Genomic DNA, 26,826 nt, shown 5'->3' with positions numbered 1-26,826 from the left:
CGGTGCTCCTGTCGGTCTTCCGGGTCAGTACTTGCGGCCCGCGACGGCCGGGGAGCCGTGCCGGGGTCCGTAGGGGGCGTGCTCCAGCCAGGCGCCGCAGCGGGGCACCACGGGGGCGAGCGCGGCCGCCGCCCGCTGTTTGACGCGGACGATACGGCGCCGGGGCCGTAGGTGGTCCAGGGCCGTGCCGGCGGCGGCGCTGTTGAACAGCCCCGCCGAGCGCCGGACCTCGGCGAAGGAGTCGACCGCCGCGGGTGTGCCGTCGGCGATGGCGCGGGCGGCGGCGACCGCGTCCGCGATGCCGCTGTTCATCCCGCGCGCGCCGAACGGCGGGAAGAGATGGGCGGCCTCGCCGGCCAGCAGCACCCGGCGGTGCGGGTCGGTGAAGTCGGCGGCGACCTTGCGCAGGAAGCGGTAGGTGGACACCCACAGGACTCGCTCGTCGTACCCGTCGCCGACGACCTCCGGCAGCCAGCGCCGTACGGCCTCCTCGGTGCCGAACTCCTGTGTCGTGTCGTCGTCGCGGCACTGCAGGTCGAGCTGGAAGCCGCCGGTGAACGGCACCCGCATCACGCTGCGGCCGCCGAGCGCCGGGTGCTCGTAGTGGAAGACCCGCTCCAGGGCCAGTTCGGCGCCGGGAATGTCGGCGATGTCCGCGACGACGTGGAAACCCTCGCCGTGGGTGCCCTCCATCGGGATGCCCAGTTCACGCCGGACGGCCGAGCGGGCGCCGTCGGCGGCCACCGCGTGGACGCCGGTCCAGGTGCGGCCGTCCTCGCCGGTGAGGGTCACCCCGCCCGGATCGGTCGTCACGGTGGTGATCCGCGCGTCCCACACGAACTCCACGCCCGCGTCCCGGCAGGCGGCGAGCAGGAAGCGCTCGGTGTCGACCTGGCGGAGGCTGGTGAAGGGCGGGGTGCCGGTGGGCGGCGGGAAGGTGCGGGCGTAGACCTCGCGGCCCCGGTACAGGGTGCGTCTGGTGTGCCAGGTCCGGCCGTACGAGGCGATCTTGCCCGCGAGTCCGGGGTGGATGCCCTCCAGGAGCTCCAGGGTCTCGCGGTGCACGAACAGGGCGCGGCTGCCGGGGCGTTCGCGGCCCTCGGGGTCGGCTTCCAGGAGCGTGACGGGGAGGTCGTGGGCGCGCAGGGCGAGGGCGGCGGAGAGGCCCACGGGGCCTGCGCCCACGACGAGGACGGGGACGGGGGGCGTCATGCGCGGGCGCTCTCGGTGAGCATGCGGGTGATCTCGACCCGCTTGACCTTCCAGGTGGACGTCATCGGCAGTTCCTCGAACCGCCACTGCCGGGGCTCGGCCATGGTGGGCAGGTCGGCCGTGGCCTCGTGCCAGCGCCGCAGGTCCAGCGGGCGTTCGCCGCGCACGCACACCACGGGGACGGGTTCACGGTCGACGCCGGGGACGATGACGACCTCGCGCAGCTCCTCCAGGCGGGACATCAGGGTGTCCTCGACCTCCAGGTTGCTGTGCACGGAGTCGATCTGGTCGATCTCGCGGTCGATGAGGTAGAGGCCGCCCCAGCGGCTCTGGTAGCCCATGTCGCCCATCTGCCACCAGCCGCTGTCGAGTTGGCGGAGGTAGCGCTCCCGGGCGCCGAGGTAGGTGAGGATGCGGCCCCGGGTGCGGGCCTCGATCCGGCCGGCGGTGCCGGGGGCGACCCGTCGGCCGGCGTCGTCGGCGACCCGGACCCGGGTGAAGCCCGGGATGCCGATGCCGACCCGGCGGCCGTCGGCGCGGGCGGCGCTGCGGCGGGTGAACCACTGGAAGGCGACCGGACCCGTCTCGCTCTGCCCGTACAGCTGGATCAGCCACGGCGAGCGCCGCCGGGAGGCGTCCAACAGCCGCTGCACGGTGCGCGGGTGGATGGCGTCGAAGGTGGAGCCGTAGGAGCGGACGCGGGACAGGGGTGCCCCGGGCGCGTCGGCCAGCTCCTCCCACAGGACGAAGGTGTTGGGGTGGGTCTCGACGATGCCGGGGCGGTGGCGGGCGAGCAGCGGCCCGACGTTCGAGGGTTCCGGGTCGATGATCAGGACCAGCGGGCTGCCGAAGTGCAGCAGGACGCCGAGCAGGTGGTAGAAGCGCGAGTGCACGAACGACATGTGCAGGGCGGCGGTCTCGCCGCGCGTGGGCCAGCCCATGGCCTTCTGCGGGACGAGCCGGTTCCACATGGTGTTCGGGCAGTGCACGGCCAGCTTGGGCAGACCGGTGGTGCCCGAGCTGTGGGTGATGAGGGAGGGGTCGCGGGGGTGGAGGCGGACGGCGGCCGGGGTCGGGGCGCCCGCGTACTTCTGGAGGGACTCGGCGCCGGGGGCGTCGTCGACGGACAGCGCGCGCCGCACCAGGCCGGTGAGACCGACGTCCGCCAGGGGGCCTTCGAGCTTGGCCCTGTCCGTGATCAGCCAGGGCCGGTGGAGGCGTTCGAGGAGCTGTCCGACCACGGGGCCCGCGAGGCCGGGCGACAACAGGACGGGGACGGCACCGATACGGGAGACCGCACAGGTCAGCAGCACGATGTCGACGTTGTCCGTCTTGTGGACGACCACCTCCTCGGAGGGGCGCACGCCCGCTTCCCAGAGACGGCCGGACAGTTCGTCGACCACGTCGGCCAGCGTCGTGTAGGCGAGGTCGGTCCCGAGGTCGGGGCGGACGTCGAGGGGCCGGTCCAGGGTGACGAAGACAGGGCCGTGGCGGTCGGCGGCCTCGCGGAACATGGAGCCCAGGTAGAAGCCGCGGCCGGTGAGGGCGAGTGCGGGCTGCCGGTCGGCCTGGAGCTGGTCGCGCATGGGACCGGGCCTTTCTGCGGGGGTGCGGGTGTCGGCCATGGCGTCACCACGCCCCTTGGCGGACGAGGTGGCGGCGGAGCTTGCCGGTCGCGGTGCGGGGCAGCGTGGGCACGAAGCTGACGCTGCGGGGGACCTTGAAGGCGGCGAGCCTGTCGCGGGCCATGCAGATCAGCTCGGCCTCCAGGCCCACCCCGATGGGCGGGACGGGGACGACGAAGGCCCGCAGCCTGCTGGCGCCGCGCTCGTCGGTGACCGCGGCCACGGCGATGTCCCGGACCCCGGGGTGGGTGCGCAGCAGGGCCTCCACCTCCAGCGGGGAGACGGTGATGCCGCCGACCATCTCCATGTCGTCGGCCCGGCCCAGGTGCCGGTAGGTGCCGTCGGGTTCACGCACGGCCCGGTCCCGGGTGTTGAGCCAGCCGCCGACGAGGGTGCGTTCGGTCTCCTCGGGCCGGTTGAGGTAGCCGGGGGTCACCGTCGGGCCCCGGACCCACAGTTCGCCGGCCTCGCCGTCCGCGACCTGGGCGCCCGCCCGGTCGCGGAGTTCGACCTCGAAGCCGGGGACGGGCCGGCCGACCGTGCCGGGGTGGTTGTGGTCGAAGCCGTTGGCGCAGAAGGCGTGTCCGGCCTCGGTGGAGCCGATCTGTTCGAGGACGGGGGCGCCGAGCAGTTCGGTGACCTGCTTGCCGAGTCCGGCGGGCATGCCTTCGCCGGCCGACACCGCCGCGCGCACCGAGGCGAAGCATTCCTCGTGGCCGTCCGCGCGGTCGGCGACCAGGGCGGCGTACGCCGAGGGCACCGAGTACAGGAGGGTCACGCGGTGCCGGGCCACGAGTTCGTCGACCGCCGCGGGGGTGGGACGGCGGTCGGCGAGGACGGCGGAGGAGCCGGAGAAAAGAGGGAAGACGAGGGCGTTGCCGAAGCCGTAGGCGAAGTACAGCCGGGAGACGGACAGGGTGACGTCGTCCGGGGTGATGCGCAGAAGCCGGCGGCCGATGAGGTCGTGGTAGGTCCTGGGGTCGCCGTGGACGTGGACGACGCCCTTGGGGCGGCCGGTGGTACCGGAGGTGTACTGGATGTACAGGGGGGTGTGGGCGTCGACGGGGTGGGCGTGCCGGGCGGGGGCGGCCGTGGCGCTCAGGGCGGTCAGCTGGTCGGACCCGAGGCGGGGCGGCGAGGTGGTGGCCCCGCGGGCCGGGTGGGGCCGGTCGCGCCCCGTCCGGGGCGCCGGGATGTAGGTGTCCAGCGCCGGTCCCGTCACCCAGAGCACCGCCTGTGTGTCCTCCGCCATGAACTGCAGTTCCGGCGGGGTGAGTTCGGGGTTGACCAGGACCGCGACCGCGCCCAGGCGGGCCAGGGCGAGGAACGTGGTGACCCAGGTGACGGAGTCGGGGAGGGCGAGCAGGACACGGTCGCCGGGGCGGACGCCGTGCTCGGTGAGGACCGTGGCGGTGCGGGCCGCGCGGTCGTGCACCTCGCCGTGGGAGTAGGCCCGGTGGCCCTGGTGGAAGGCGGGGCGGGCTCTCCAGCCGCGGCGGTCGGCGAGGGCCGCGAGGTGCGCCGCGAGGTTGCCGGGGGCGCCCGCGTCGGCGGGGAGCCGGGTGGGCTTCGCTGTGGTCGTGATCGTCATCGCGTCGGCTCCTCGGTGACGGCGGGGGCGGAGGCGTGCTCCCGGGTGACGGCGGGGGCGGAGGCGTGCTCCCGGTGGGCGCGCATCAGCGCCGCGGTCTTCAGCAGCATCTCGTCGTACTCGGCGGCCGGATCGGAGTCGAGGACGATCGCGCCGCCCGCTCCCAGATGCATACGGCCGCCCTGGAACACGGCGGTACGGATGACGATGTTGAGGTCGGCGCCGCCGCTGCACCCGAGGTAGCCGAGGGCTCCGGAGTACACGCCCCGCGCCTCGGTCTCCAGCGCGTCGATGATCTCCAGCGTGCGGAGCTTGGGGGCCCCGGTCATCGAGCCGCCGGGGAAGCAGGCGCGGACGCAGTCGACGGCGTCGGTGCCCTCGCGCAGTCTGCCCTCGACGGTGGAGACCAGCTGGTGCACGGTCGCGTACGTCTCGGTGGCCATGAGACGTGTCACCTTCACGGAGCCGGTCCGGGAGACCCGGCCCAGGTCGTTGCGGAGCAGGTCGACGATCATCAGGTTCTCGGCGCGGGTCTTGGCGTCCGCCGCCAGTTCCTCGCGCAGCCGCTCGTCCTCCGCCGGGGTGGCGCCCCGGGGTGCGGTGCCCTTGATGGGCTTGGCCTCGGCGATGCCGTCACGGGTGATCCGCAGGAAGCGCTCGGGCGACGAGCCCGCGATGTCGAGGTCACCGAACCTGAGGAAGGCGGCGTACGGGGCCGGGTTGATGCGGCGCAGCACCCGGTAGAAGTCGTACGGGTCGTACGGGGCGGGTAACCGGGCCGCGTTGGTCAGACAGATCTCGTAGCTCGTGCCCGCGTTCAGCTCGGCCTTGCAGGCGTCGATGTCGGCGAGGTAGGTGGCGCGGTCACGGACGAGCCAGGGTTCGGCGGCGCGCGGGTAGGGCGGTGTGGCCGACCGCAGGGGGACCGTGGTGTCCGAGCCGATGAAGGTCAGCTGGGCCAGCGCGGAATCGAGCCAGTCGCCGGCCTCGCGGGACGCCGCCGGGGTGTCCTCGGCCAGGCAGACCGCGTAGGTGTGGCCCTCCTGGTGGTCCACCGCGATCAGCCGGTCCGCGAACAGCCAGGAGGCGTCCGGGGTCCGGGCCCGGTGCCGGTTCGGGGAGCCGGTGTCGGCCTTGAGTTCGTAACCGAAGTAGCCGACGTATCCGCCGGTGAAGTCGAAGGGCAGGCCCGTCGCGTCGACCTTGCGGCTCGCCAGCTGGCGCTTCAGGTAGTCGAAGACGCTCGCCTTGACCCTGCGGGTCGGGCGCCCCTCCCGCTCGATCTCGCACAGGCCGCTGTCGACGTCGTAGCGGACGACCTCGGCGAGCGGGCCGCTGCCGTCGCCGAAGAACGAGAACCGCGACAGGCCCTGCTCCACGCGGGAGCTGTCCAGCCAGAACGCGTGCGGCGCGTCGGCGTGCATGCGGGTGAAGGCGGCCTCGGCGTCGATCGCGCCCGCGATACGGCGGGTGTGCAGCCGGTAGGCGGGTCCCTGGGCCCGCCGGGGGCGGGGGATCGCTCCGCTGAGGGAGATGACCGCGGTGGTGTTCGTACGCGGGCTGCCGGCCCGTTCCTCCGTGAGGTCACGGAAGTTGACGAGCAGACGGTGGCCGTGGTCGGTCAGGATCGACTCGGGGTGGAACTGCACGCCCCACAGCGGTCGTTCGCGGTGACGCAGCCCCATCAGGACGCCGTCCTCCGACCAGGCGGTGGCCTCCAGGGTCGGCGGCAGCGGCTCGCGCACGGACAGCGAGTGGTAGCGGACGACCGTGAAGTTCTGGGGCAGCCCCCGGAACAGATCGCGTCCGTCGTGCCGGACCGTGGACAGGTGCCCGTGGCGGGGCCACGGGGCGGGCTCCACATCGGCCCGCTCGCCCACCGCGATGCCCTGATGGCCCAGGCACACGCCCAGCACCGGGATCCCGGCCTCGGCGATCACCCGGGCGGCGATGCCGAAGTCGCGCGGTTCCGAGGGGTGCCCGGGCCCCGGCGACACCACCACGTTGTCGAATTCCCGCAGCTCCGGGATGTCTTCGACCGCGGCGTCGTTCAGCACGACCACCGGTTCCTCGCCGTTGACCTCGGCGATCAGCTGGAACAGGTTGTACGTGTACGAATCATAATTGTCGATGAGCAGGGTCTTCACCCGCCCACCCCCCTCTGATCGTTCGCGGACCTAGGCGGTCCGTCGTTTGTGCCGGCCGCGCAGCGCCTGCAGCGGCGGATACAGCCATTTCTTCAGGAAACGCTGGAGTCTCGGCATGAGAATCCAGGTGACAATGGCGGTCACGGCCAGACACAGCAGAAGTGTACGAAAAAGCGGATTCAGGTCGTTGAGATAGGGAAGTATCAGCAGGTTGAATAAGAGCACGGGCGGGAAGACCGCACTCATGTTCACTAGCCACAGTTTCCATTTCGGGGGCGGCCCGGGGGGGCCGGCAGACGCCGGGGCCCGGGAGGTCTGGGAGTCGAACCAGGCCCTGGACCCTGCGATGCTCCGGCGCCCGGTCTCCTGCGCCAGCGCGTCGACACGGGCCGACCACTGAGCCCAGACCACGGAGTTCTCCCAGGTCCGGGCCGTATCCTCGCTGTCGAAGCGGTAGACCACATGCCAATCCGCCTCTCCGTCGACGAGTACGCCACCCCCCAGAAAACCCGGCTGCTGCGCACTCGTACGCAGCGCGGCCCACCCCCAGGAGTGGAAGTCGGCCTCGCGCCCCGGCACCACCTGGTACGCGACGGTGACGGTAACGGGATTCCTGCTCACGACGTCGAATACGAGAGGAACCAAGACCCCGTTCAAATCTTCAACGAACATTTTCAAGGTGTCCGGAACGTGCGTTTATGACGGCGTTTCAGACGCCTTGACGTCTTCTGTCGAGAAGTACGCCTGGGTAACTTCCGGCAAATCCAGGAAGCGGTTGCCCGACCGGCCGGAAAAGGAGCACCATCACCCACAGGCTCGGGGGGAATTGCTGGAGACGAAGGAGAGCCGATGTCCAGGTACGACTGGGATATGAACCACGACGGAATCGACCGGGCGCGCACCGCGATCGAACCCGTACGGAAAGAAGTCACCGCACATCCGGTCTATCGGCGCATCGACACCCGCGCCGATATGGCGGTGTTCATGGAGCACCATGTCTTCGCGGTCTGGGACTTCATGTCCCTGCTGAAATCCCTCCAGCGGGACCTGACCTGTGTGGACGTCCCCTGGGTGCCGCGCGGGTCCGCGGTCGGCCGACGGCTCGTCAACGACATCGTGCTGGTGGAGGAGAGCGACGAGCTGAACGGCGGGTTCACCAGCCACTTCGAGCTGTACCGGGCGGGCATGGGCGAGGCGGGCGCGGACACCTCCCGCCTCGACACGTTCCTCGGGCTCGTCGGCGAGGGCCACGACGTGCCCGCGGCACTGCGGGTCGCCCGCGTGCCCGGCCCCGCGGCCGAGTTCGTCCGCACGACCTTCGAGATCATCCGGGAAGGGCCGCTGCACTGCCGGGCCGCCGCCTTCGCGTTCTCCCGCGAGGACCTGATCCCGGACATGTTCGACCAGGTGATCAAGAAGGAGGGCACCGAGCGGTTCCCGCTGTTCCGCGACTATCTCGCGCGGCACATCGAGGTGGACGGGGAGGAGCACACGCCGATGGCGATGGCCATGGTGGCGGAGCTGTGCGCAGGGGAGGACCGGCGTTGGGAGGAGGCGGTGGAGACGGCGACGGCGGCGCTGGAGGCACGCGCACGGTTCTGGGACGGGATCGTCGCGGCGATGGGGTGAGGCCGCCGAGCACGGTCGGGGACATTCGGACGGCACGAACGCGGCCGGGGACTCTCGGAACAGTCGAGCACGGCCGGGCATCTTCGGACGGCACGAACGCGGCCGGGGGTTTTCGGACGGCGCCGCCCCTATGCCTCGTTCTCCGCCTCCCGCCATGCCCGGGCCACGCGCTCGAACGACGTGTTGACGGCCAGCAGGCCCCCGTCCACGCGCAGGGTCGTACCGGTGATCCAGGCCGCGTCCCGCGAGGCGAGAAAGGCCACGGCCGCCGCGATGTCCGACGGCTCCCCGACCCGGCCCAGGGGATAGATCCCGGCGAGGTCGTCGAGATGGGACTCCCGGCCCGCCCAGCCGGGGGTGCGGATCGTGCCGGGGGCCACCAGGTTGACGCGGACCCCGCGCGGCGCGGCGTCCCCGGCGAGGGTGCGGGTGAGCGAGACCAGGCCCGCCTTGCCGGCGCTGTAGGCGTGGTTGCCGAAGTCCTGGAGCCCGTTGACGGAGCCGATGTTGACGATCGCCCCGCGGCCGGACGCCACCAGGTGCGGCAGTGCCGCGCGCGAGCAGCGGAACGCGCTGGTCAGGGTGAGGTCGAGGTCGCGGGCCCAGGTCTCGTCCGGGGTGTTCTCGAAGAGCGGCTCGTCCGGGGTGCAACCGAAGGCGTTGTTGACCAGGACGTCGAGGGAACCGAGGACCGACACCGCGTGCGCGACCGCCGCCTCGACGGACTCCCGGTCCCCCACGTCGCACCGGTACGCCTCGACGGCCAACCCCTGCCCCCGCAGCTCCGTCACGCTCCGCTCGGCCGCCGGCAGGTCCACGTCGGTGACCAGCACCCGGGCCCCTTCCTCGGCCAGCCGCCGGGCCGTCGCCGCGCCGATCCCCCGTGCCGCGCCCGTGATCAGAACCCCGTACCCCTCGAAGCGTTCCGTCGTATGCATGCGGCGAACGTACTGCGCCGCCGATCACCGGGACAGGCGCGACGCGATCTCCGTCCCGGATCCGGATACCGTCTGCCCATGTCGACCTTCGTGCAGCAACTCCCCGCCCTGCTCGGTGTCGTGATAGGCGCGTTCGGCTCGTATCTGGTGGTGATGCGGGGCGAGCAGGTGCGGTTCCGGCGGGAGCGGGAGACCCGCTGGGAGGAGCGGCGGCTCGCGGTGTACGCCGACTGGGCACAGGCCGTGAAGCAGTCGGTGACGCTCACCTACCGGGTCGCCGCGCATCTCGGCAACGACCCGCACCCCCACCCCCTGTCGCCGGAGGAGGCCGCGCCCCTCATGGCGCAGGCGACGACCGCCCGGGACCCCGCCGGTGAGGCGCTGCTGCTCCTCGGCAGCCCGGAGGTGGTGGAGAGGGCCCGCGCCTGGGTCGTCACGGTGATGGGAATGGAGGAGTTCCTGCGCGCCGGGACGCGGGACCCGGGTGCCTGGCAGACGCTGCTGGAGAGGCAGCGCGCCGGGCGGGACGCCTACTACGCCGCCGTACGCGAGGACTTGGCGCTGCCGCCCGGCCACTCCGCGCGGTGGCAACTGCGGCCCGCGTCGACGGCGGGGCTCACCGGGACCACGCGTCCGTCCGCCCCACCGTCGGCGCCGGCACCGCGCACCTGAGCACGGTTCAGCGGTAGCCGGTGGTGTCCGCCGGCTTGCCCGCGTCCTGGACCTCGACGATGTAGCGCCAGGCGTCCGGCCGGCTGCCGTCGAGGTCGGTGAAGCCGTAGGTCCGGGCGAGGGAACCGCTGGAGTGGGACTGCCCGTTGAAGCGGGCGACCTCCGGGTCGGCGGCGAGCGCGGCGACGGCCCGGCCGACGAAGCGGGGCGTCTCGGAGATGGCGAAGTGGGGGACGCGTTCGAGGGCGTCCCGCCAGTTCTCCTCGGTGACCCCGTACACGTCGAGCATCATCTCCGAGCGCAGCCAGCCGGGGGTGAGGGCCACGGCGGTGGCACCGCGCGGCCCCAGTTCGTGACCGAGGGCGAACGCCATGCGTAGGACGGAGGACTTGGCGAGGTCGTAGAAGAAGGAGGCGCGGTAGTTGGCGCCGTTGTACTCGGCCGTGCCGTCGGTCATCTCCACGACCAGGCCGCCGGGGTTGCGCAGCAGCAGCGGCAGGGCGAAGTGGCTGGTGATGGCGTGGGTCTCGACGGCGAGGCGCAGCAGCCGCAGCCCGTTGTCGAGATCGTGCTCCCAGACCGGGCTCTCCCATGCGAAGAGCTTCTCGCCGCCCCAGACGTCGTTGACGAGGACGTCCAGTCGGCCCTGCTCCTCGGTGATCCGGTCGACGAGGGTCCGGACCTGTGCCGGTTCGAGATGGTCGGTGGGTACGGCGATGCCGTGGCCGCCCGCCTCGGTGACCAGGTCGGCGGTGTCCTCCAGGGTTTCGGGGCGGTCGTACTCGGATCGCCGCTCCCGGGTGGAGCGGCCGGTGACGTAGACCGTCGCGCCGGCCGCGCCCAGTTCCACGGCGATGCCGCGGCCCGCTCCGCGGGTGGCTCCGGCGACGAGGGCGATCTTGTTGTTCAGCGGCTTCGACATGTCCGGCCTCCTGGGTGTACGGGTGTCACCTTGGCGGACGTCGGGGGTGTTCCGGCGTCCTCGACACGAGGGTGTCGTGGAAGCCGGACATCTTCTGTCGGGTTTTCTGTCAGGCGCCCAATGACTCGGTCGATGGGGTGATCGGCGGCCGCGGGTTCGCTGTGGCTTGTCGCGCAGTTCCCCGCGCCCCTTTCGGGGCGCGGGATGCGGGACTCTTCTGAATCAGTGACCCCGGTCGATCCATTCCTGCAACTGCGGGGCCTCGGCCCCGATCGTCGTGCTGTCGCCGTGGCCCGTACGGACGACCGTCTCGGGCGGAAGGGCGAGCAGACGGTCGCGGATGGAGTCGATGATCGTCGGGAAGTGGGAGTACGAGCGGCCGGTGGCGCCGGGGCCGCCGGAGAAGAGGGTGTCGCCGCTGAAGACCGTGCCGAGGCCCGGGTCGTACAGGCAGACGGCGCCGGGCGCGTGGCCGGGGGTGTGCAGGACGGTCAGGTCGGCGCCGGCGGCCTCGATGACCTGCCCGTCGGCCAGCCAGTGGTCGGGCAGCCGGTCGGGGTGGGTCTGCTTCCACAGCGGCAGGTCGTCCGGATGGAGCCAGATCGGCGCGCCGGTGCGCTCGGCGAGGGCGGGGGCCGCGTCGATGTGGTCGTTGTGGGCGTGGGTGCAGATGATGGCCGCCAGCCGGCGCTCGCCCACGGCCTCGGCGATGGCGTCGGCGTCGTGGGCGGCGTCGATGACGACGACCTCGTGGTCGTCGCCGACGAGCCAGACGTTGTTGTCGACGTCCCACGTGCCGCCGTCGAGGCTGAACGTCCCCGAGGTGACGAGGTGTTCGATGCGGGCGGCCATCAGAGCGTCACCACCGAGCGCAGGACGTCGCCGCCGTGCATCCGCTCGAAGGCCTTCTCCACGTCGTCGAGCCCGATGGTCTCGGTGACGAACGCCTCCAGGTCCAGGCGGCCCTGCAGATACAGGTTGATCAGCATGGGGAAGTCACGGTCGGGCAGGCAGTCGCCGTACCAGGAGGACTTCAGGGCACCACCGCGGCCGAAGACGTCGAGGAGGGGGAGTTCGAGCTTCATCTCCGGGGTGGGGACGCCGACCAGGACGACCGTACCGGCCAGGTCGCGGGCGTAGAACGCCTGCTTGTACGTCTCCGGGCGGCCGACCGCCTCGATGACGACGTCGGCGCCGAAGCCGCCGGTCAGCTCGCGGATCGCCTCGACGGCGTCGGTGTCCTTGGAGTTGACCGTGTGGGTGGCGCCGATGCTCTTGGCGGTGGTCAGCTTCCGGTCGTCGATGTCGACGGCGATGATCTTCTCGGCGCCGGCCAGCCGGGACCCGACGATGGCCGCGTCCCCGACACCGCCGCAGCCGATGACGGCGACGCTGTCGCCCCGGCCGACGTTGCCGGTGTTGATGGCGGCGCCGATGCCCGCCATGACGCCGCAGCCCAGCAGTCCGGCGACGGCCGGGGCGGCGGCCGGGTCGACCTTGGTGCACTGGCCGGCGGCGACGAGGGTCTTGTCCGCGAAGGCACCGATACCGAGCGCCGGGGACAGCTCCTGGCCGGTCGAGGCGAGGGTCATCTTCTGCGTGGCGTTGTGGGTGCTGAAGCAGTACCAGGGGCGCCCGCGTCGACAGGCCCGGCAATGGCCGCACACGGCACGCCAGTTGAGGATCACGAAGTCGCCGGGGGCGACGTCCGTGACGCCCGCGCCGACCGACTCCACCACACCGGCGGCCTCATGGCCGAGCAGGAAGGGGAAGTCGTCGTTGATGCCGCCCTGCTTGTAGTGCAGGTCGGTGTGGCACACGCCGCACGCCTGCACCTTCACCACGGCCTCCCCCGGCCCCGGGTCGGGCACGACGATCGTCTCGATCCGCACCGGCTCGTTCCTGCCCGGTGCGATCACGCCGCGTACTTCCTGCGCCATGGTGAACCCTTCCGTCGATCCCAGATCGGGCGGTCGCCCGCCCATGGTCACCCTACGGAGTGACCAGCCGGTACGGCCTCCGGAGGGGTGCGTCGTGCGTCGCGCCGGACCGGTGCGCGCCACCCGGGGCCGGGGAGCGTCGTCATGCTCGTCACCGCCGGTGCGCTCGTACTCGTCGGGCGGAGGGCTCCGGTCGGTTCGGCAGCGCTCCCGTCCGGGGCGTGCGGTCCGCCGGCCCGCGCCCCCGACGTAGGCTGAAGCTCCGCGCCCCGGTCCCCACTCCCCGACCGACCTGCCGAGGAGCCTCGTGAGCATCCCTGAGACCACGATCGAGCGACAGCCGCCCACCTGGCGGCTGTTGCTCGGTTATGTACGGCCCCACCGCTGGGCACTGCTGCTGGGCGCGCTGCTGTCCCTCGTCACCGGCGCCACCGGCCTCGCGCTGCCGCTGGTGGCCCGGGAACTGATCGACGACCTCTCGCACGACCGGACCATCACCTGGGCGCTGGTCCTGATGTCCGCGCTGGTCGTCACCAACGCGGCGGTGGGCGCGGTGGGTTCGTACGTGCTGCGGCGCACCGCCGAGTCGGTGGTGCTCGGCGCGCGGCGCGCCCTGTCCTCGTATCTGCTGCGGCTGCGGATCACGGCGGTGGACCGCAGCGAGCCGGGCGACCTGATGGCGCGGATCACCTCCGACACCACGCTGCTGCGCGAGGTCACCACCGACACCCTGGTGGGCCTCGGCACCGGCGGGCTGACGCTGGTGGCGACGGTGGTGCTGATGGGGCTGGTGGACCCGGTGCTGCTGGGCGTCACCCTGGGCGTGATCGTGGGCGCGGGTGTGGTGTTCGGGGTGATCGTGCCCCGTATCAACCGGGCGAGCCGGGCGGCGCAGGACGCGGTCGGCGCGATGGGCGCCTCCCTGGAGCGGATCCTCGGCGCGCTGCGCACGGTGAAGGCGTCCGGCGCCGAGCACCGCGAGGAGGAGACGATCCACGCGGCGGCCGAGGAGTCGTGGCGCCAGAGCGTGCGGGCCGCCAAGTGGTCGGCCGCCGCCGGGAACACGGCCGGGCTCGCCATGCAGATCGCCTTCATCACGGTGCTGGCGGTGGGCGGCGCCCGGGTCGCGACCGGCGCGATCGACGTGGGCACGCTGGTGGCGTTCCTGCTGTACGTCTTCTATCTGATGTCGCCGATACAGCAGGTCGTGGGCGCGATCACCCAGTACCAGACCGGTGCCGCCGCACTCTCCCGCATCCAGGAGGCGCTGCGGCTGCCCGCCGAACCGGCCTCCGAGCCCGCTCCCCTGCCCTCCCCCGACGCCGCACCGGCCGCCCTCGCCTTCGACGAGGTCCGCTTCCGGTACGCCGACGATCTGCCGTACGTCCACCACGGGGTGACCTTCGAGGTCCCGGCGCGGGGCATGACGGCGTTCGTGGGGCCCTCGGGCGCGGGCAAGACGACGGTCTTCTCGCTCATCGAGCGGTTCTACGACCCCGAGGCCGGGCTGATCACCGTCGACGGCCGCGACGTCGCCGAGTGGGAGCTGTCCCGGCTGCGGTCCGCGATCGGTTACGTCGAGCAGGACGCGCCCGTGCTGTCCGGGAGCCTGCGCGACAACCTGCTCCTGGGCAACCCCCGCGCCGACGAGAGCGACCTCACGCGCGTGCTGAAGACGACCCGGCTGGACGGTCTGGTGGCCAAGCTGCCGCAGGGCCTGGAGACCCTGGTCGGCCACCGGGGCACCAAGCTGTCCGGCGGTGAACGCCAGCGGGTCGCCATCGCCCGCGCCCTGCTGCGCCACCCCCGTCTGCTGCTGCTCGACGAGGCGACGAGCCAGCTGGACGCGGTGAACGAGGCGGCGCTGCGGGACACGGTCGCCGACGTGGCCCGTACGACGACGGTGCTGGTCGTGGCCCACCGGCTGTCGACGGTGACGATGGCCGACCGCATCGTGGTGATGGACGCGGGCCGGGTCCGCGCGGTCGGCACCCATCGCGAACTGGTGGCCGCCGACCCGCTGTACGCGGAGCTGGCGGCCACGCAGTTCCTCGCGACGGCCGGCTGAACGACCGGGGGCCGGTCAGAAGGGGAAGTGCGCCTGCTGGGTGGCGATGGTCACCCAGCGGGTGTTGGAGAAGGCCTCGATGCCCCAGCGGCCGCCGAAGCGCCCGTAGCCGGAGGCCTTCACACCCCCGAAGGGAACCATCGGCTCGTCGGCCACCGACTGGTCGTTGACGTGGACGATGCCGGTGCGGATCCGGCGGGCGACGGTCAGGCCGTGCGTGGCGCTCTCGGTGATGACGCCGCAGCTCAGGCCGTTGTCCGTGTCGTTGGCGATGGCCACGGCCTCCGCGTCGGCGGCGAACGTCTGCAGCACGCAGACCGGGCCGAAGGACTCCTGGTAGTAGAGGTCGGCGTCCTGGGGGACGTCGGTGAGCACGGTCGCCGGGTGCACCGCGCCCTCCGGCTGCCCGCCTCCGGTGAGCACCGTGGCGCCCTTGGCGACGGCGTCCTCGACCAGGGCGGCGATCCGCCGGGCGGCGTCGGCGCTGACGAGCGGGCCGACCACGGTGTGCGGGTGGTTCGGGTCTCCGGCCTGGAGGGTGGCGACCTTGGCGGTGAACTTCCGCGCGAACTCCTCGGCCAGCGACTCGTGGACGAGGATGCGGTCGCCGGACATGCAGATCTGTCCGGCGTTCATGAAGACGCTGAAGGTGACGGCGTCGACGGCGTAGTCGACGTCCGCGTCGTCCAGGACGATGACGGCGTTCTTGCCGCCCAGCTCCAGTACGGCGGGCTTGAGGTGCTTCGCCGCGTGGGTGCCGATGATGCGGCCGACGCCGGTGGAGCCGGTGAAGTTCACCGCGCGCACCCGCTCGTCGGAGATCAGCGCCTCGGCGATCTCCGCGGCGTCCTCGGGCGCGTTGGTGACGACGTTGAGCACGCCGTCGGGCAGCCCGGCCTCCCGGAGCACGTCCGCGACCAGCAGCCCGCAGGCGATGGGCGCGTCCTCGCTGGGCTTGACGACGACGGTGTTGCCTGCGGCCAGCGGTGCCGCCACGGCCCGTACGCCGAGGATGACCGGCGCGTTCCACGGCGCGAACGCGGCCACCACGCCCAGGGGTTCGCGCACCGCGAGACTCAGCGCGCCCTCCTTCTGGGTGGCGAGCACCTCGCCGCGCGGAGCGGTGATCGCGGCCGCCGCCTCGCGCAGGATGTTCGCCGCGAGCGCCACGTTGAAGTAGGCCCAGGGGCGGGTGCCGCCGGCCTCGCGCGCCATGACGTCGGCGACCTGGTCGCCCCGGCCCTCCAGCAGGTCGGCGGCCTTGAGGAAGATCGCCCGCCGGGCGAAGGGAGCGAGCGCGGCCCACTCCTCGAACGCGGCGTCGGCGGCGTCCACGGCCCGGGTCACGTCCTCCGGCCCGGCCGCCGCGACCGTCGCGTACACCTCCCCCGTGTACGGGTCGAGGTCTTCGGCGGTGCGGCCGGACGTGGCGGGCACGTCCTTGCCGCCGATCAGAAGGTCACGGGTCAAGGCCATGATGCGGCTTCCTCGGGGTACGTATCGACGACGGTACGTGATCGAGCATGATCGCTCGCGAACGATCGTAGTGCGAAATTCAATTACGTTACTGTTCCGTGATGCTCTGCCCGGTTCCCGGGGAATGTCAAGAGCCCCACCACGCTGACCGCGGCGGGGCTCTCGCTGTGTTCGAACGGCTGCGCTACTGGACGGCGCCCAGCAGGCCGAGGGCGGGCGCGGCGAGGTCGGTGACCTGGTGCAGCTCGTTCAGCCGGTTCAGCTCGTGGACCTGGTTCAGGCCGGCGAGCTGCTGCGAGGGACGCGGAAGGCTCCGCTTCTGCTCCTCGGGGAGGTCGCTGACGGCGAGCGAGTCCAGCGTGGAGATCGGGCTGAAGCGGGTCGCGTCCGCCGTCGCGTCCGCGTTCGCCATCGGTGCGGCCAGGCCCGTGACACCCACGGCGAGACCCACGGCGGCGACGATGCGTCGAGTTGAGATCATGCCCTCAGCAACGCGCTCCGGCCCCGGTCGGTCACGGCCGCTCACCCGTGAGGCGCACGTCCGCCTCCGCACTTGCCGGGCGCCGCCCGGCGGAGGAGCCTGACAGGAGAGGCCTTGAGCGGCCCGCTGCCCCCTGCCGGGCCCGGCCTTCTAAGGAGGTCAGCCATGGGCACCTCGACGAGCCCCGCCTTCGATGCCGAAGCGCTGCGCCGGGGCACGGAGGAAGCGGACGCGGCGACGCTGACGTCGCTCTACGCGGACGACGCCGAGATGCGCGTCGTGGACCGCAACACCCAGCCGAGCCATCCCAAGGTGCTGCACGGCCGGGACGAGATCGCCGCGATGTACGACGACGTCTGCAGCCGGGAGATGACGCACAAGATCGAGCAGTGCCTCGTCCAGGGTGATCAGGTCGCCGTCACCGAGTCCTGCGAGTACCCCGACGGGGTGCGGGTCTGGGCCAGTTCGATGATCTCCCTGCGCGACGGCAAGATCATCGACCACACCCTGCTTCAGGCCTGGGACGAGTAGCCCGGGCCGTGCGGGCTGTTTCGGACAGCGGCTTCGTTTCGGACAGCGGCCTTTTCGGGTCATCGCGGTGCGGTCCCGCTGCCGCCGTCCGGCGGCGACGCCATACTGTCGGGCGTGCGTGTTGCGATCATGACGGCGGGTTCCCGGGGTGACGTGGCCCCGTACACCGGGCTGGGGCACGGGCTGGTCCGGGCCGGGCACGAGGTCACGCTGGTGACGCACGCCCGGTTCGAGCCGCTGGTGGCGGGCTCGGGGGTCGCCTTCCACGCCCTTCCCGTGGATCCCCGGGCGGAGCTGGAGTCGGAGCGCGGACGGGGACTGCACCGGAGTTCCACCGGGGCCGGGAAGCTGTACCGGGCGGCGGAGATGGCCCGGAGGCTGGTGGGGCGGATGGCCGGTGACCTGGAGACCGCCGCCCGCGCCAGTGACGTCCTGCTGCTGGCCGGCACGGTCGCGCCGCTCGGCCACGCCATCGCCCGGGGACTGTCGGTCCCGAGCCTGGGCGTCAATCTGCAACCCCTCGCGCCGACACGGGAGTTCGCCCCGCCGATGACCGGGGTCCGGTCCTGGGGCCCGGTCGGCAACCGGGTGGCCGGGCACGCGGTGAACGCGGCCGTCGAGTGGATCTTCACGGAGGAGGTGCGGCGGCTGCGTACCGAGTACGGGCTCCCGCGCACCGGTACGGTGGCCTCGCGCCGGGCCCGGGAACGGCTGGGCCGACCGGTCTTCCACGGCTTCAGCCCCCGGGTGGTGCCCCGCCCTGGCGACTGGCGGGCCGGGCACGACGTCACCGGCTACTGGTGGCCGTACGACCGCGAGAACCGACTGCCGGCGCCGTTGCTGGACTTCCTCGACGCCGGGCCGCCCCCGGTCTTCGTGGGCCTGGGCAGCGCGACCGTGCCGGATCCGGAGCGGATGAGCGGCGAGGTCGTACGGGCCCTGCGGGCGGCCGGGCTGCGCGGGGTGATCCAGCGGGGCTGGGGTGAGCTGCGGGGCGAGGGCGAGGACATGTTCACGGTGGGCGAGGTGCCGCACTCCCTGCTCTTCCCGAGGATGGCCGCCGTCGTCCACCACGCGGGCGCGGGCACCACGGCGGCGGGCCTGCGCGCCGGGGTCCCGGCGGTGCCGGTGCCCGTCCAGTTCGACGAGGCCTTCTGGGCCGCCCGCCTCGTCGCCCTCGGCGTGTCCCCCACGGCCGTACCCCTGCGCGGTTTCACCCCCGCCGCACTGGCGTCCGCCCTGCGCCGCGCGACCACCGACCCGTCGTACGGCCACCGCGCCCGGACACTGGCCGGGGAACTGCGCGGGGAGGACGGGGTGCAACCGGTCCTGACGGCCCTGGACCGCCTCTCCTGACGCCGGCCTTCGCCTGCCCCTCTCCCGCACGCGGGCCTCGGGCTCGGCCGTCGGCCACCTCCTGGTCGCCGACCTCCGGCTGGTTCACCTCCCCGATCGCCGACCTCCGACTGATTCAGCTCCCGGTCGTCGACCTCCGGCCCAGCCTCGCCCGGCCGCCACGGTTTCGGCTCCCCGATCGCTCGGCCGGGTCTTCCGGGCCACTCCGGGCTCAGCCTCCCCCCATTCGCCGGCCTCCGCTTAAGCCGTCCCCCGGTTGTGCGCGGGTTCGCAGTCACCACCCGTCGGGCCGGCTCCTCCCTCGGTCAACGGCCCTCAGCGCCCCGTCGGGCCGGCTCCACCCTCCCGGCCGGCGCATTCCTTCCTCGCCGACCCCGCCCACCGGCCCCGGCCCCGGCCCCGGCCCCCGGACCAGCCATCCCCGGTTCTCCGCTCGGGCCTCCCGCCCACCGGCGTCCGGTGCGCCCTCGCCGGTCCCGCACTCGGGTTGGCAGTCGGCAAGTCTCGGGCCGACCGCCCCGGCTCACCACGCCCTCGGGCGCCGCCCGTGCGGTGCGGCTCCTCCCCCGCGCCCGGCCGCAGCCTCCGCCCCGGCTCCGGTTCAGTCCGTCTCCGGGCTCCATCCCGTCGGACGCAGGATGCCGAGCAGCAGGCCGACCAGTTCGTCGACCACCTCGTCGAGCGGGGCGTCGACGAAGCCGGCCTGCCAGTCGTGGAGGAGGCCGTTGACGCTGCCGATGAAGGCCGTGGCGGCGATGCGGTAGTCGCGGGGTGCGGCCTCGCCGCGTTCGGCGGCCGCGGTGGCCTCGGCGCAGATGAAGTCGACCCAGCGGGAGCGGCGTTCGAGGCGCTGGCGCTCCAGGCGGGGGCTGACGCCGATGATCTCGGTGAAGGTGATCCTCAGCCGGCGCGGGTCACCGGTGACGTTCGCGGCGTAGGCGCGGAACGCGGCGGTGGCGCGCTCGGCGATCGACTCGCCCTGCGCCGCCGCGAGACCAGTGAGCGCGGCCTCCTCGGCCCAGTCGTTGACCCGGAGGTGGAGGGCGGCCAGCACATCCTCCAGGGTGTGGAACTCCTCGTAGAACTGGCGGGTCGACAGACCGGCGGCCTCGCTCAGACCCGCGATCGTGGTCGCACGGAAGCCGGGGGTGTCGCCGAACATCTGCAGACCCGCGTCGAGGAACCGGTCCCGGCGCTCGGCCCGGCGCTCCGCCGCGGACCTGCCCCCGTACCGGCCGGTGGGCTGTTTGAGCCTGCCCGCCACGCTGCTCCTCCCGACAGAACGCCACTCGCTGCGACGGCCGGGTTCGGCCGTCGCCTGATTTTGTCGTGTCTCTGGTCTTGTGGTGAAGCGGGACCGTTCCTTACTTTCCAGTAAGTCCATTTGAACGCTGCCGTATTCAGACTTCCCGTAGCCGCTTCCGACCTTCACGGTCCCCGAGTCGCCTTGTCATGCCCTGAGCAAGCAGGAGGAACCGATATGTCCGTCTCCCCCACCCCCCGCCGCCGTAGGACCCGGCATGTCGGTGCCGCCGTAGCCGCGCTCGCGCTGACCGCCACAGCCGTGGCGACCGCCGGACCCGCGAGTGCCGCGGCCGACCTGCGGGAGGTGATGTTCGTGGGCAACAACTGGGAGGGCACCGCGGACGTCATCAAGGCCTCCGGCGACTTCGCCAAGATCGGCCGGATCAACGTCATCCCCGACAAGCCGCCCGGATGGCGGAGATCAACGCCGACCCGATCCGGTGGATCGCCTACATGACGATCCGCAACAGCGTGGGCGAGGGCCACGACCAGTACGTCGACGACATGTACTCCACGCCCGACGGCTCCTCCATGGTCGTCTCCCGCCCGAGCTTCGCCGACGTGGTCTCCATCAACGTCAGGACCGGCGCCATCAACTGGCGCTTCCCGGTGTCGGGTTACCGCTCCGACCACATGGCGGTCTCCCCCGACGGCAAGCGCGTGGCGGTGTCGGCGTCGACCGGCAACACCGTGCACGTGCTGGACATCGTCACCGGCAAGCAGCTCGGGTCGTTCAAGACCGGCGACAAGCCGCACGAGAACATCTTCACCAAGGACGGCAAGTACATCTGGAACATGGCGATCGGGGACGTCAACACCCAGAGCGACGCGCCCTGGCTGGACTGGACGAAGGGCGACCGCAAGATCACGGTCGCCGACGCGAACACCTTCCAGCAGGTCAAGGTGATCGACATGCGCGCGCGGCTCGACGCCATCGGGCTGAGCGACTACTCGGACGCCGTCCGTCCCGCCGCCTTCTCGCCCGACGAGACGAAGCTGTACTTCCAGGTGTCGTTCTTCAACGGCTTCTTCGAGTACGACATCGCCACCGACAAGATCACCCGCACCAAGACCCTGCCGAAGTCCCCGGGCGTCAGCGACGACCGCACCACCTTCGTCAACGACTCGCGCCACCACGGCCTCACCATGAAGCCGGACGGCACGAAGCTGTGCATCGCCGGCACGATGGACGACTACGCGGTCGTCGTGGACCGCGCGACCTTCCAGGAGGGCCCGCTCGTCCCCGTCTCCAAGCCGTACTGGTCGACCGTCAGCGGTGACGGCAAGTCCTGTGTGGTCTCCGAGAGCGGCGCCGACCAGGTCACGGCGATCGACTTCGCCACCGGGAAGAAGACCGTGTCCGTCGCAGTCGGCGACCACCCCCAGCGGGTGCGCGTGGCACAGGTGCCCGCCGACTGGACCGGACCCTCGGCTAACTGAACCTGGCGGTCAGCCAGTTCGACAGCTCCGTCCGTGCCGCGCCCAGTTGCGCGGCGGACGGGGCTGTCGCGCCGTTGGTGACCAGGGCGTAGTGGAGCTTGCCCGTGTCGGCGGCGGTCAGCAGCAGACGGCGGCTGCCGGTGCCGCCCGGCTCCTTCGCGGCGGCGATCGGTGTGGACGTGGTGTACGCCGGCGGCGCCGCCGTCACCCCGAGGTCGGACACCACCGTGGTGGACGCGGTGGGGAAGGACGCCGGCAGGTGCAGCTCGGTCGGCTCCGTACTGCCGTCCGAGCGCCAGACCAGCAGGGAGTACTGGCCGGAGCCGACGAGCGAGGAGACGTTCGGCAGCGAGCTGGGCACCGGGTTCCACGTCAGGGTCGTGGAACCGTCCCGCGAGCGGTCCTCGTAGGTGAAGGCGACCGTGCTGCCCGCCGTGGCGCTCGGGTAGATCCGGTCCAGCATCCGGGCGTCCTGGCGGAGCACGGCCGTACCGGAGTCGTCGACACGTACGGCGGAGAGGTCCTCACCGTTCCAGCCGTCGGCCTCGGCCTGCACCTTGTCGGGGTTGTCGTTCATCAGCTCGTGGTGGCGGCCCCAGTAGATGTCCCACTGCCACTGGGAGCCGGAGAGGACCGGGCCGGAGGAGGCCGGCTTCGTCCACCAGTCGACGCCCTTCACCCGGGAGTCCAGCGCCTGGTACATGGCCTTGTAGACCGTGGGCGCCTTGTCGGAGACCGAGCCGCTGAGCGGGTGTCCGAACTCGCTGACGACGGCCGTGGTGCCCCCGGCGGCGGCCCGGTCGCGCACGGTCCCGAAGTCGTTCACGTACTGGCCGTTCTCCGCCTTGCCCCACATGAAGACGCCGGAGATCGCCTTCTGGTCGTAGAAGTGGGTGTTGAAGACGTAGCGCGGTCCGATGGTGCCCGCGTCGAGCAGTCCGCCCTCCTGCTTCTGGAAGTCGATGTTGGCGTTCCAGAAGAGGTTCGGCTCGACGAAGGCCGGCTTGGCCTGCCAGCCCGCCGCGTCCATCCGGGAGCGGAACTTGACGTAGAACGGCCACAGGACGTCCTTCTCCCACGTCCTGCTGGTCTGCCCCGAGTCGAGGACGCCGGGATGCGGCTCGTTCCACGGGTCGAAGCCGACGACGCCCTGGAACTGGGCGGACGTGAGGTTGGACTTCACGTACGCCATCGTCTTCTGCGCGGTGTCCAGGAAGGAGTCCTGGACACCGTAGGTGTTGTGCCAGAAGTCGTACGTCGACTTCGTCACCGCCGCGTTGGAGGTGATGTTCTGGCCCCAGAACGGGCAGATCCCGCAGTACTCGTCGGGGTAGTTGCCGAGGTCCACGGCCCATTTGGGGGCGCCGTCGCCGGTGTACCAGCTGTCGGAGTCGAACAGCCAGCGGGAGTACAGGTCCTGGTGGAAGTCGGGATAGACCCTGATCCCCGCGTCCAGGAACGCGCCCATCTGCGCGGTGGCCGCCGCGAGGTAGGAGGTGCTCACCTGCCCGCGCACCGGCTCCGCGTACGCCCAGGAGAGCAGGAAGCGGACGGAGTTGCCGCCACCCAGTGCCCGGAGCGCGGTCGCCGACTTCCTCGCGTCGGCGACGGAGGCGAAGGGCAGCCCGTTGTTCTCCTTGAGTTTCGTCTCACCCGAGACGTTGTAGCCGCGCAGGACGACCTCGCGGCCGAGTCCGTCCTTGAAGCGGCCGCCCTCGACGGTGAGGGTGGCCGCGGCCTGCGAGTCGAACCAGAGATCATCAGTGAGAGCGGAGGCGGGCTGGGTGGGGCCTGCCGTGGTCAGGAAGCCGGTGACGAGTACCAGGACACCGAGCAGACGAGTGCGCAATCTTGACATGTCCGCCACATTCGACATGTGCACTACCGTCCCAATGGTCAGGCGGGCCGTCAATAGCAACTGACGCACGAGTAAGTACCCGTTTTCGCAGGACAGTTCACCTTCCCCGACCGATTCTTTGCCCTGTACGACCCGGAGGGCCCTTGTGCGCCCGCGCGGGGACCCGATAGAGACCCCTAGCCGCTCCTGTCCCGGGACTCCCCCACGCCCCTCCCGCGCCGCCGCTCAGACACCCGTCCGGCGGGTCAGGTGCAGCAGGTACTCCTTGCGGTCGAGGGGATTGAGGTCGGTACGCGGCCGGGAGGGGACGGCCGCGCGGCCGACGGGCGCGTAGTGGTCGAACGCCGTCTCCAGCTCACCCTCCCCGTTGGTCGGTCCGGGCAGCCGCTGCTCCAGCGCGTGCACCCCGGCAGCGGGCACCAGCCCCTCCAGCCGTACGGCCGCCCCGCTCGTCCGGGTCTCCCGGGGTACGGCACGCAGCGCGGCGAGCACCGGCAGCACCGCGCCCAGGGTGTCCGCCGGGGCGTCGATCCGGAAGCGGTGCATCGGCTCGTGGACACGGGTGCCGGCCCGCCGCAGGGCGTCCGTCAGCACCAGCGGGGTCAGCCCGCGGAAGTCCGCGCCCGTGCTCGACATGCTCTTGTCGAAGCCCTGGTGGGCGTGGCTCTGCCGGGGCGAGTAGCCGGAGTGCGTCATCGTGACCGTGCAGTCGGGGACCCGCCAGCCGTGCAGCCCCTGCTCCAGCGTCTCCCGGACGGTGTCCTCGACGGCCTTGAAGAAGGCGTACGGCATGGACCCCAGCTCCACCTCAAGCCGGAAGGCGACCCCGGAGCCGGCCGGCGCCGGTTCCACCCGCAGCCCGACCGTCGCGAGGAACGGGTTGCCGTCCTTCTTGTTGAACTCGACGGCCGCGCCGACCCCGGCGAGACGCTCGACGCAGATGGTCGTCGTCTCGCGGAAGGTGACGTCGAGGCCGTACTCGTCGGCGAGCGTCGCCTGCACCACCTCCTTCTGCACCTCCCCGTACAGCGACACCGAGATCTCCCGCCGGAGTTCGTCGTGGCGCAGACCGATCAGCGGGTCCTGCTCGGCGAGTTGGGTGAGGGCGAGGTGCAGGGCGGCGCCGTCCTCGGCGCGGGCGGGGAGGACGACCGTTTCGAGGGTGGGCGGGGCGAAGTGGTGCCCGTGGGCCGCCGCCGCCCGCTCCCGGGGCACGCCGACGGTGTCGCCGATCCGGATGTCGGCGAGGCCCCACAGCCGTGCGATCCGGCCCGCCGACACGGCTGTCGCGCGCACGTCCGCGCCGCCTTCGAAGACGCTGATCGCGGTGACCTTGCCTTCGCGGGCGCCGTCACGGAAGGCCAGTCGGTCGCGGACGCGTACGGTTCCGTCGAACATCCGCACATAGGCGATCTTCTCGCCCGCCGGGCCGCGCTCGACCTTGAAGACGGTGCCGGAGGGTGGGGCGGCCGCTTCTCCGTCTCCGCCGCCCGCCGTGTCGCCCCCGTGGTCCGCGTCGGTCGAGGGCAGCAACTCCCGGATGCCGTCGACGAGTTCGGCGATCCCCGATCCTGTGATCGCCGAGCCGTGGAACACCGGGTGGACCAGGGACCCGCCGGTCCGGGCGGCGAGGGCCGCGCGCAGCCGGGTCTCGGGGACGGCCGTCCCGTCGTCGACGTAGGCGGCGAGCAGGTCGTCGTCGTACTCGGCGAGGAGTTCGAGGAGCCGGGGCGGGAGGGGGTCGTAGGGAAGGAAGTGGGCCTCGGGTGTGCCGAGTCCGGCGACCTCGCCCATGGGGACGATCCCCGGGGTGAGGCGTGCCGCGATGCTCTCCAGCAGGTCCTGGTGGCGCGCGCCCCGGCGGTCGATCTTGTTGACGAAGATCAGCGTGGGGATGCGCAGGCGTCGCAGGGTGCGCATCAGGACCCGGGTCTGCGCCTGGACCCCTTCGACGGCCGAGACGACGAGGACCGCGCCGTCGAGGACGTCGAGCACGCGTTCCACCTCGGCGATGAAGTCGGGGTGGCCGGGGGTGTCGATGAGGTTGACGGTGAGATCGTCGATCGCGAACGAGACGACGGCGGACTTGATGGTGATGCCGCGTCGCCGTTCCAGGGCGAGGGTGTCCGTGCGGGTGCTGCCCTCGTCGACGCTGCCGATCTCGTCGATGACTCCGACGGTGTGCAGCAGGCGTTCGGTCAGGCTGGTCTTACCTGCGTCGACGTGCGCGAGGATGCCGAGGTTGAGCGTGCGTGACAAGCGTCATGTCCTTCGAAATGGGGTGCATTCCTTCCTGGTGGGACATGGACGCTGCGCGCATCGGGGGCTCTCCTTGATCGCTGGGGGTTCCTTCGCAGTGAAGCAGAGCGGTTTGCGCGGTCGCAAACGGTTTCCTCGGCCCCGGGGCGTTGGTCCGGCGGGCGGTGCGGGCCGAGTCGGCGGACGCTGGAGGCACGGGGCGGCGGCGAGAGGAGCGGGTCCGTGCGTGAGGTTCTTCCGGCGCTCGGCGCCTGGTACGCGGCGGGTTCCCCCTTCGGACTGGCCACGGTGGTCGCGGTCAGCCGGAGCACGCCGCGCGGGCCGGGGGCCGCCATGGCGGTCGGGCCCGGTGACGAGGTCGTGGGCGGTGTCTCCGGAGGATGTGTGGAGGGCGCGGTGTTCGAGCTGGCCCGGGAGGTCGTGGCGTCCGGGGAGGCGCGGCTGGAGACCTTCGGTTACAGCGACGAGGACGCGTTCGCGGTGGGGCTGACGTGTGGTGGGGAGATCACGCTGCTGGTGCGGCGGGTGACGGTGGCCGAGGACCCGGCGTTCGGGCGGGTCGCGGAGTCCGTGGGCACCGGGCACCCGGTGACCGTGGCCACCGTGGTCGACGGTCCGGCCCCGCGCGGCGCCACCCTCGCCGTGTGGCCGGACGCCGCGCCCGACGGGTCCCCCGCGCACGGCACCGTCGGCACCCTCGGTTCGGCGGGGCTGGACGTGGCCGTCGCCGCCGACGCGCGGGGTGAGCTGGCCCAGGGTGTCACCGGTCAGCGGCACTACGGGCCGCACGGCGAGCGGCGCGAGGACTCGGTCACCGTCTTCCTGCACTCCTTCGCGCCACAGCCCCGCATGCTGGTGTTCGGCGCGATCGACTACGCGGCGGCCGTCGCCCGTATCGGCGACTTCCTGGGCTACCGCGTCACGGTGTGCGACGCCCGCCCGGTGTTCGCCACCCCGAAGCGCTTCCCCGCCGCCGTCGAGGTGGTCGTCGACTGGCCCCACCGCTATCTGCGGGGCACCGCGACCGACGACCGCACGGTGATCTGCGTCCTCACCCATGACCCCAAGTTCGACGGGCCGCTTCTGCAGGAGGCGTTGCGCCGGCCGGCCGCGTACGTCGGGGCGATGGGCAGCCGCCGTACGCACGACGACCGGGCACGGCGGCTGCGGGAGGCGGGGCTCGGCGCGGCCGAGTTGTCCCGGCTGCGCTCCCCGGTCGGCCTGGACCTCGGCGCCCGTACGCCGGAGGAGGTGGCCGTGTCCGTGGCGGCGGAGATCGTCGCGCTGAGGTGGGGCGGCAGCGGGGTGCCCCTGACGGCGACGACCGGGGTGATCCATCCCCCGCCGGACCCGTCCCGGTGAGCCCGGGAGCGAGC

The 26,826-nt window shown here is 72.1% G+C and carries 20 protein-coding genes and 1 pseudogene; 7 read left to right on the top strand and 14 right to left on the bottom strand.

From position 1 onward, the window contains the following. Positions 1 to 24: 24 nt before the first annotated feature. The 5 genes from H4687_RS41070 to H4687_RS41050 are packed head-to-tail and all read right to left on the bottom strand — an operon-like array spanning position 25 to position 7,247. Complete coding sequence (locus H4687_RS41070; RefSeq protein ID WP_046919652.1) at positions 25 to 1,212, bottom strand: FAD-dependent monooxygenase; 1,188 nt, start codon at positions 1,210 to 1,212, stop codon at positions 25 to 27. After that, entirely contained in the window at positions 1,209 to 2,837 is a 1,629-nt protein-coding gene (locus H4687_RS41065; RefSeq protein ID WP_078907335.1) for a class I adenylate-forming enzyme family protein, read from the bottom strand. The genes H4687_RS41070 and H4687_RS41065 overlap by 4 nt, the downstream gene beginning before the upstream one ends. Positions 2,838 to 2,841: 4 nt before the next feature. After that, positions 2,842 to 4,428, bottom strand: a complete 1,587-nt coding sequence (locus H4687_RS41060) for a benzoate-CoA ligase family protein (protein WP_050398634.1) — start codon at positions 4,426 to 4,428, stop codon at positions 2,842 to 2,844. Continuing rightward, on the bottom strand, positions 4,425 to 6,575 hold the full coding sequence (gene pabB / locus H4687_RS41055; protein WP_192781779.1) for an aminodeoxychorismate synthase component I: 2,151 nt from the start codon (positions 6,573 to 6,575) through the stop codon (positions 4,425 to 4,427). The genes H4687_RS41060 and pabB overlap by 4 nt, the downstream gene beginning before the upstream one ends. A gap of 30 nt (positions 6,576 to 6,605) precedes the next feature. Continuing rightward, positions 6,606 to 7,247: an antibiotic biosynthesis monooxygenase gene (locus H4687_RS41050; protein ID WP_046915400.1), complete on the bottom strand. Its 642-nt coding sequence runs from the start codon at positions 7,245 to 7,247 to the stop codon at positions 6,606 to 6,608. A gap of 177 nt (positions 7,248 to 7,424) precedes the next feature. On the opposite strand from H4687_RS41050, the gene H4687_RS41045 reads away from it, so the two are divergent. Further along, positions 7,425 to 8,204, top strand: coding sequence for a DUF3050 domain-containing protein (locus H4687_RS41045; protein ID WP_063778525.1), 780 nt, complete (start codon positions 7,425 to 7,427; stop codon positions 8,202 to 8,204). A gap of 128 nt (positions 8,205 to 8,332) precedes the next feature. On the opposite strand, the gene H4687_RS41040 is transcribed toward H4687_RS41045, so the two are convergent. Beyond that, entirely contained in the window at positions 8,333 to 9,142 is an 810-nt protein-coding gene (locus H4687_RS41040; protein ID WP_046915402.1) for an SDR family NAD(P)-dependent oxidoreductase, read from the bottom strand. A gap of 78 nt (positions 9,143 to 9,220) precedes the next feature. Here H4687_RS41040 and H4687_RS41035 point away from each other — a divergent pair, with 78 nt between their 5' ends. Then, positions 9,221 to 9,814, top strand: a complete 594-nt coding sequence (locus tag H4687_RS41035) for a hypothetical protein (protein ID WP_046915403.1) — start codon at positions 9,221 to 9,223, stop codon at positions 9,812 to 9,814. A 7-nt stretch (positions 9,815 to 9,821) separates the two neighbouring features. Here H4687_RS41035 and H4687_RS41030 read toward each other — a convergent pair whose 3' ends face one another. From H4687_RS41030 to H4687_RS41020, 3 genes are all read right to left on the bottom strand, one after another. Then, complete coding sequence (locus H4687_RS41030; RefSeq protein ID WP_046915404.1) at positions 9,822 to 10,736, bottom strand: SDR family oxidoreductase; 915 nt, start codon at positions 10,734 to 10,736, stop codon at positions 9,822 to 9,824. Positions 10,737 to 10,958: 222 nt separating this feature from the next. Then, on the bottom strand, positions 10,959 to 11,588 hold the full coding sequence (locus tag H4687_RS41025) for an MBL fold metallo-hydrolase (RefSeq protein ID WP_046915405.1): 630 nt from the start codon (positions 11,586 to 11,588) through the stop codon (positions 10,959 to 10,961). Next, entirely contained in the window at positions 11,588 to 12,676 is a 1,089-nt protein-coding gene (locus tag H4687_RS41020; protein ID WP_046915406.1) for an S-(hydroxymethyl)mycothiol dehydrogenase, read from the bottom strand. Before H4687_RS41020 ends, H4687_RS41025 begins: the two co-directional genes overlap by 1 nt. A 307-nt stretch (positions 12,677 to 12,983) precedes the next feature. On the opposite strand from H4687_RS41020, the gene H4687_RS41015 reads away from it, so the two are divergent. Next, complete coding sequence (locus H4687_RS41015; protein WP_046915407.1) at positions 12,984 to 14,744, top strand: ABC transporter ATP-binding protein; 1,761 nt, start codon at positions 12,984 to 12,986, stop codon at positions 14,742 to 14,744. A gap of 15 nt (positions 14,745 to 14,759) precedes the next feature. Here the strand turns inward: H4687_RS41015 and H4687_RS41010 are convergent, their stop codons facing one another. Then, positions 14,760 to 16,220: an aldehyde dehydrogenase family protein gene (locus H4687_RS41010; RefSeq protein ID WP_046915408.1), complete on the bottom strand. Its 1,461-nt coding sequence runs from the start codon at positions 16,218 to 16,220 to the stop codon at positions 14,760 to 14,762. Positions 16,221 to 16,404: 184 nt separating this feature from the next. Continuing rightward, complete coding sequence (locus H4687_RS41005; protein ID WP_046915409.1) at positions 16,405 to 16,701, bottom strand: hypothetical protein; 297 nt, start codon at positions 16,699 to 16,701, stop codon at positions 16,405 to 16,407. A 165-nt stretch (positions 16,702 to 16,866) separates the two neighbouring features. Here H4687_RS41005 and H4687_RS41000 point away from each other — a divergent pair, with 165 nt between their 5' ends. After that, complete coding sequence (locus H4687_RS41000) at positions 16,867 to 17,232, top strand: nuclear transport factor 2 family protein (protein WP_046915410.1); 366 nt, start codon at positions 16,867 to 16,869, stop codon at positions 17,230 to 17,232. Positions 17,233 to 17,361: 129 nt separating this feature from the next. Next, positions 17,362 to 18,588 carry a glycosyltransferase gene (locus H4687_RS40995; RefSeq protein ID WP_046915411.1) on the top strand — a complete coding sequence of 409 codons (1,227 nt, stop codon included), beginning with the start codon at positions 17,362 to 17,364 and terminating at the stop codon, positions 18,586 to 18,588. Between the two features lie 601 nt (positions 18,589 to 19,189). Here the strand turns inward: H4687_RS40995 and H4687_RS40990 are convergent. Next, a complete protein-coding gene (locus H4687_RS40990; RefSeq protein WP_046915794.1) occupies positions 19,190 to 19,852 on the bottom strand; it encodes a TetR/AcrR family transcriptional regulator in 663 nt (220 codons plus the stop codon). Between the two features lie 216 nt (positions 19,853 to 20,068). Here H4687_RS40990 and H4687_RS40985 point away from each other — a divergent pair. Continuing rightward, positions 20,069 to 21,333, top strand: a pseudogene (locus tag H4687_RS40985) (YncE family protein). On the opposite strand, the gene H4687_RS40980 reads toward H4687_RS40985, so the two are convergent. Both H4687_RS40980 and H4687_RS40975 read right to left on the bottom strand, forming a co-directional pair. Next, positions 21,326 to 23,191 carry an endoglycosylceramidase gene (locus tag H4687_RS40980; RefSeq protein ID WP_225966968.1) on the bottom strand — a complete coding sequence of 622 codons (1,866 nt, stop codon included), beginning with the start codon at positions 23,189 to 23,191 and terminating at the stop codon, positions 21,326 to 21,328. The pseudogene H4687_RS40985 and the gene H4687_RS40980 overlap by 8 nt on opposite strands. Before the next feature lie 225 nt (positions 23,192 to 23,416). Then, complete coding sequence (locus H4687_RS40975; RefSeq protein WP_046915797.1) at positions 23,417 to 25,450, bottom strand: elongation factor G; 2,034 nt, start codon at positions 25,448 to 25,450, stop codon at positions 23,417 to 23,419. Positions 25,451 to 25,672: 222 nt separating this feature from the next. Between H4687_RS40975 and H4687_RS40970 the strand changes: the two genes are divergently transcribed. After that, positions 25,673 to 26,812: an XdhC family protein gene (locus H4687_RS40970; RefSeq protein ID WP_046915798.1), complete on the top strand. Its 1,140-nt coding sequence runs from the start codon at positions 25,673 to 25,675 to the stop codon at positions 26,810 to 26,812. Positions 26,813 to 26,826: the final 14 nt, after the last annotated feature.

Source organism: Streptomyces stelliscabiei (assembly GCF_014873495.1).
GTDB lineage: Bacteria > Actinomycetota > Actinomycetes > Streptomycetales > Streptomycetaceae > Streptomyces > Streptomyces bottropensis.
The sequence above is the reverse complement of the archived record's forward strand: the minus strand, read 5'-3'. Positions and strand labels throughout refer to the sequence as shown.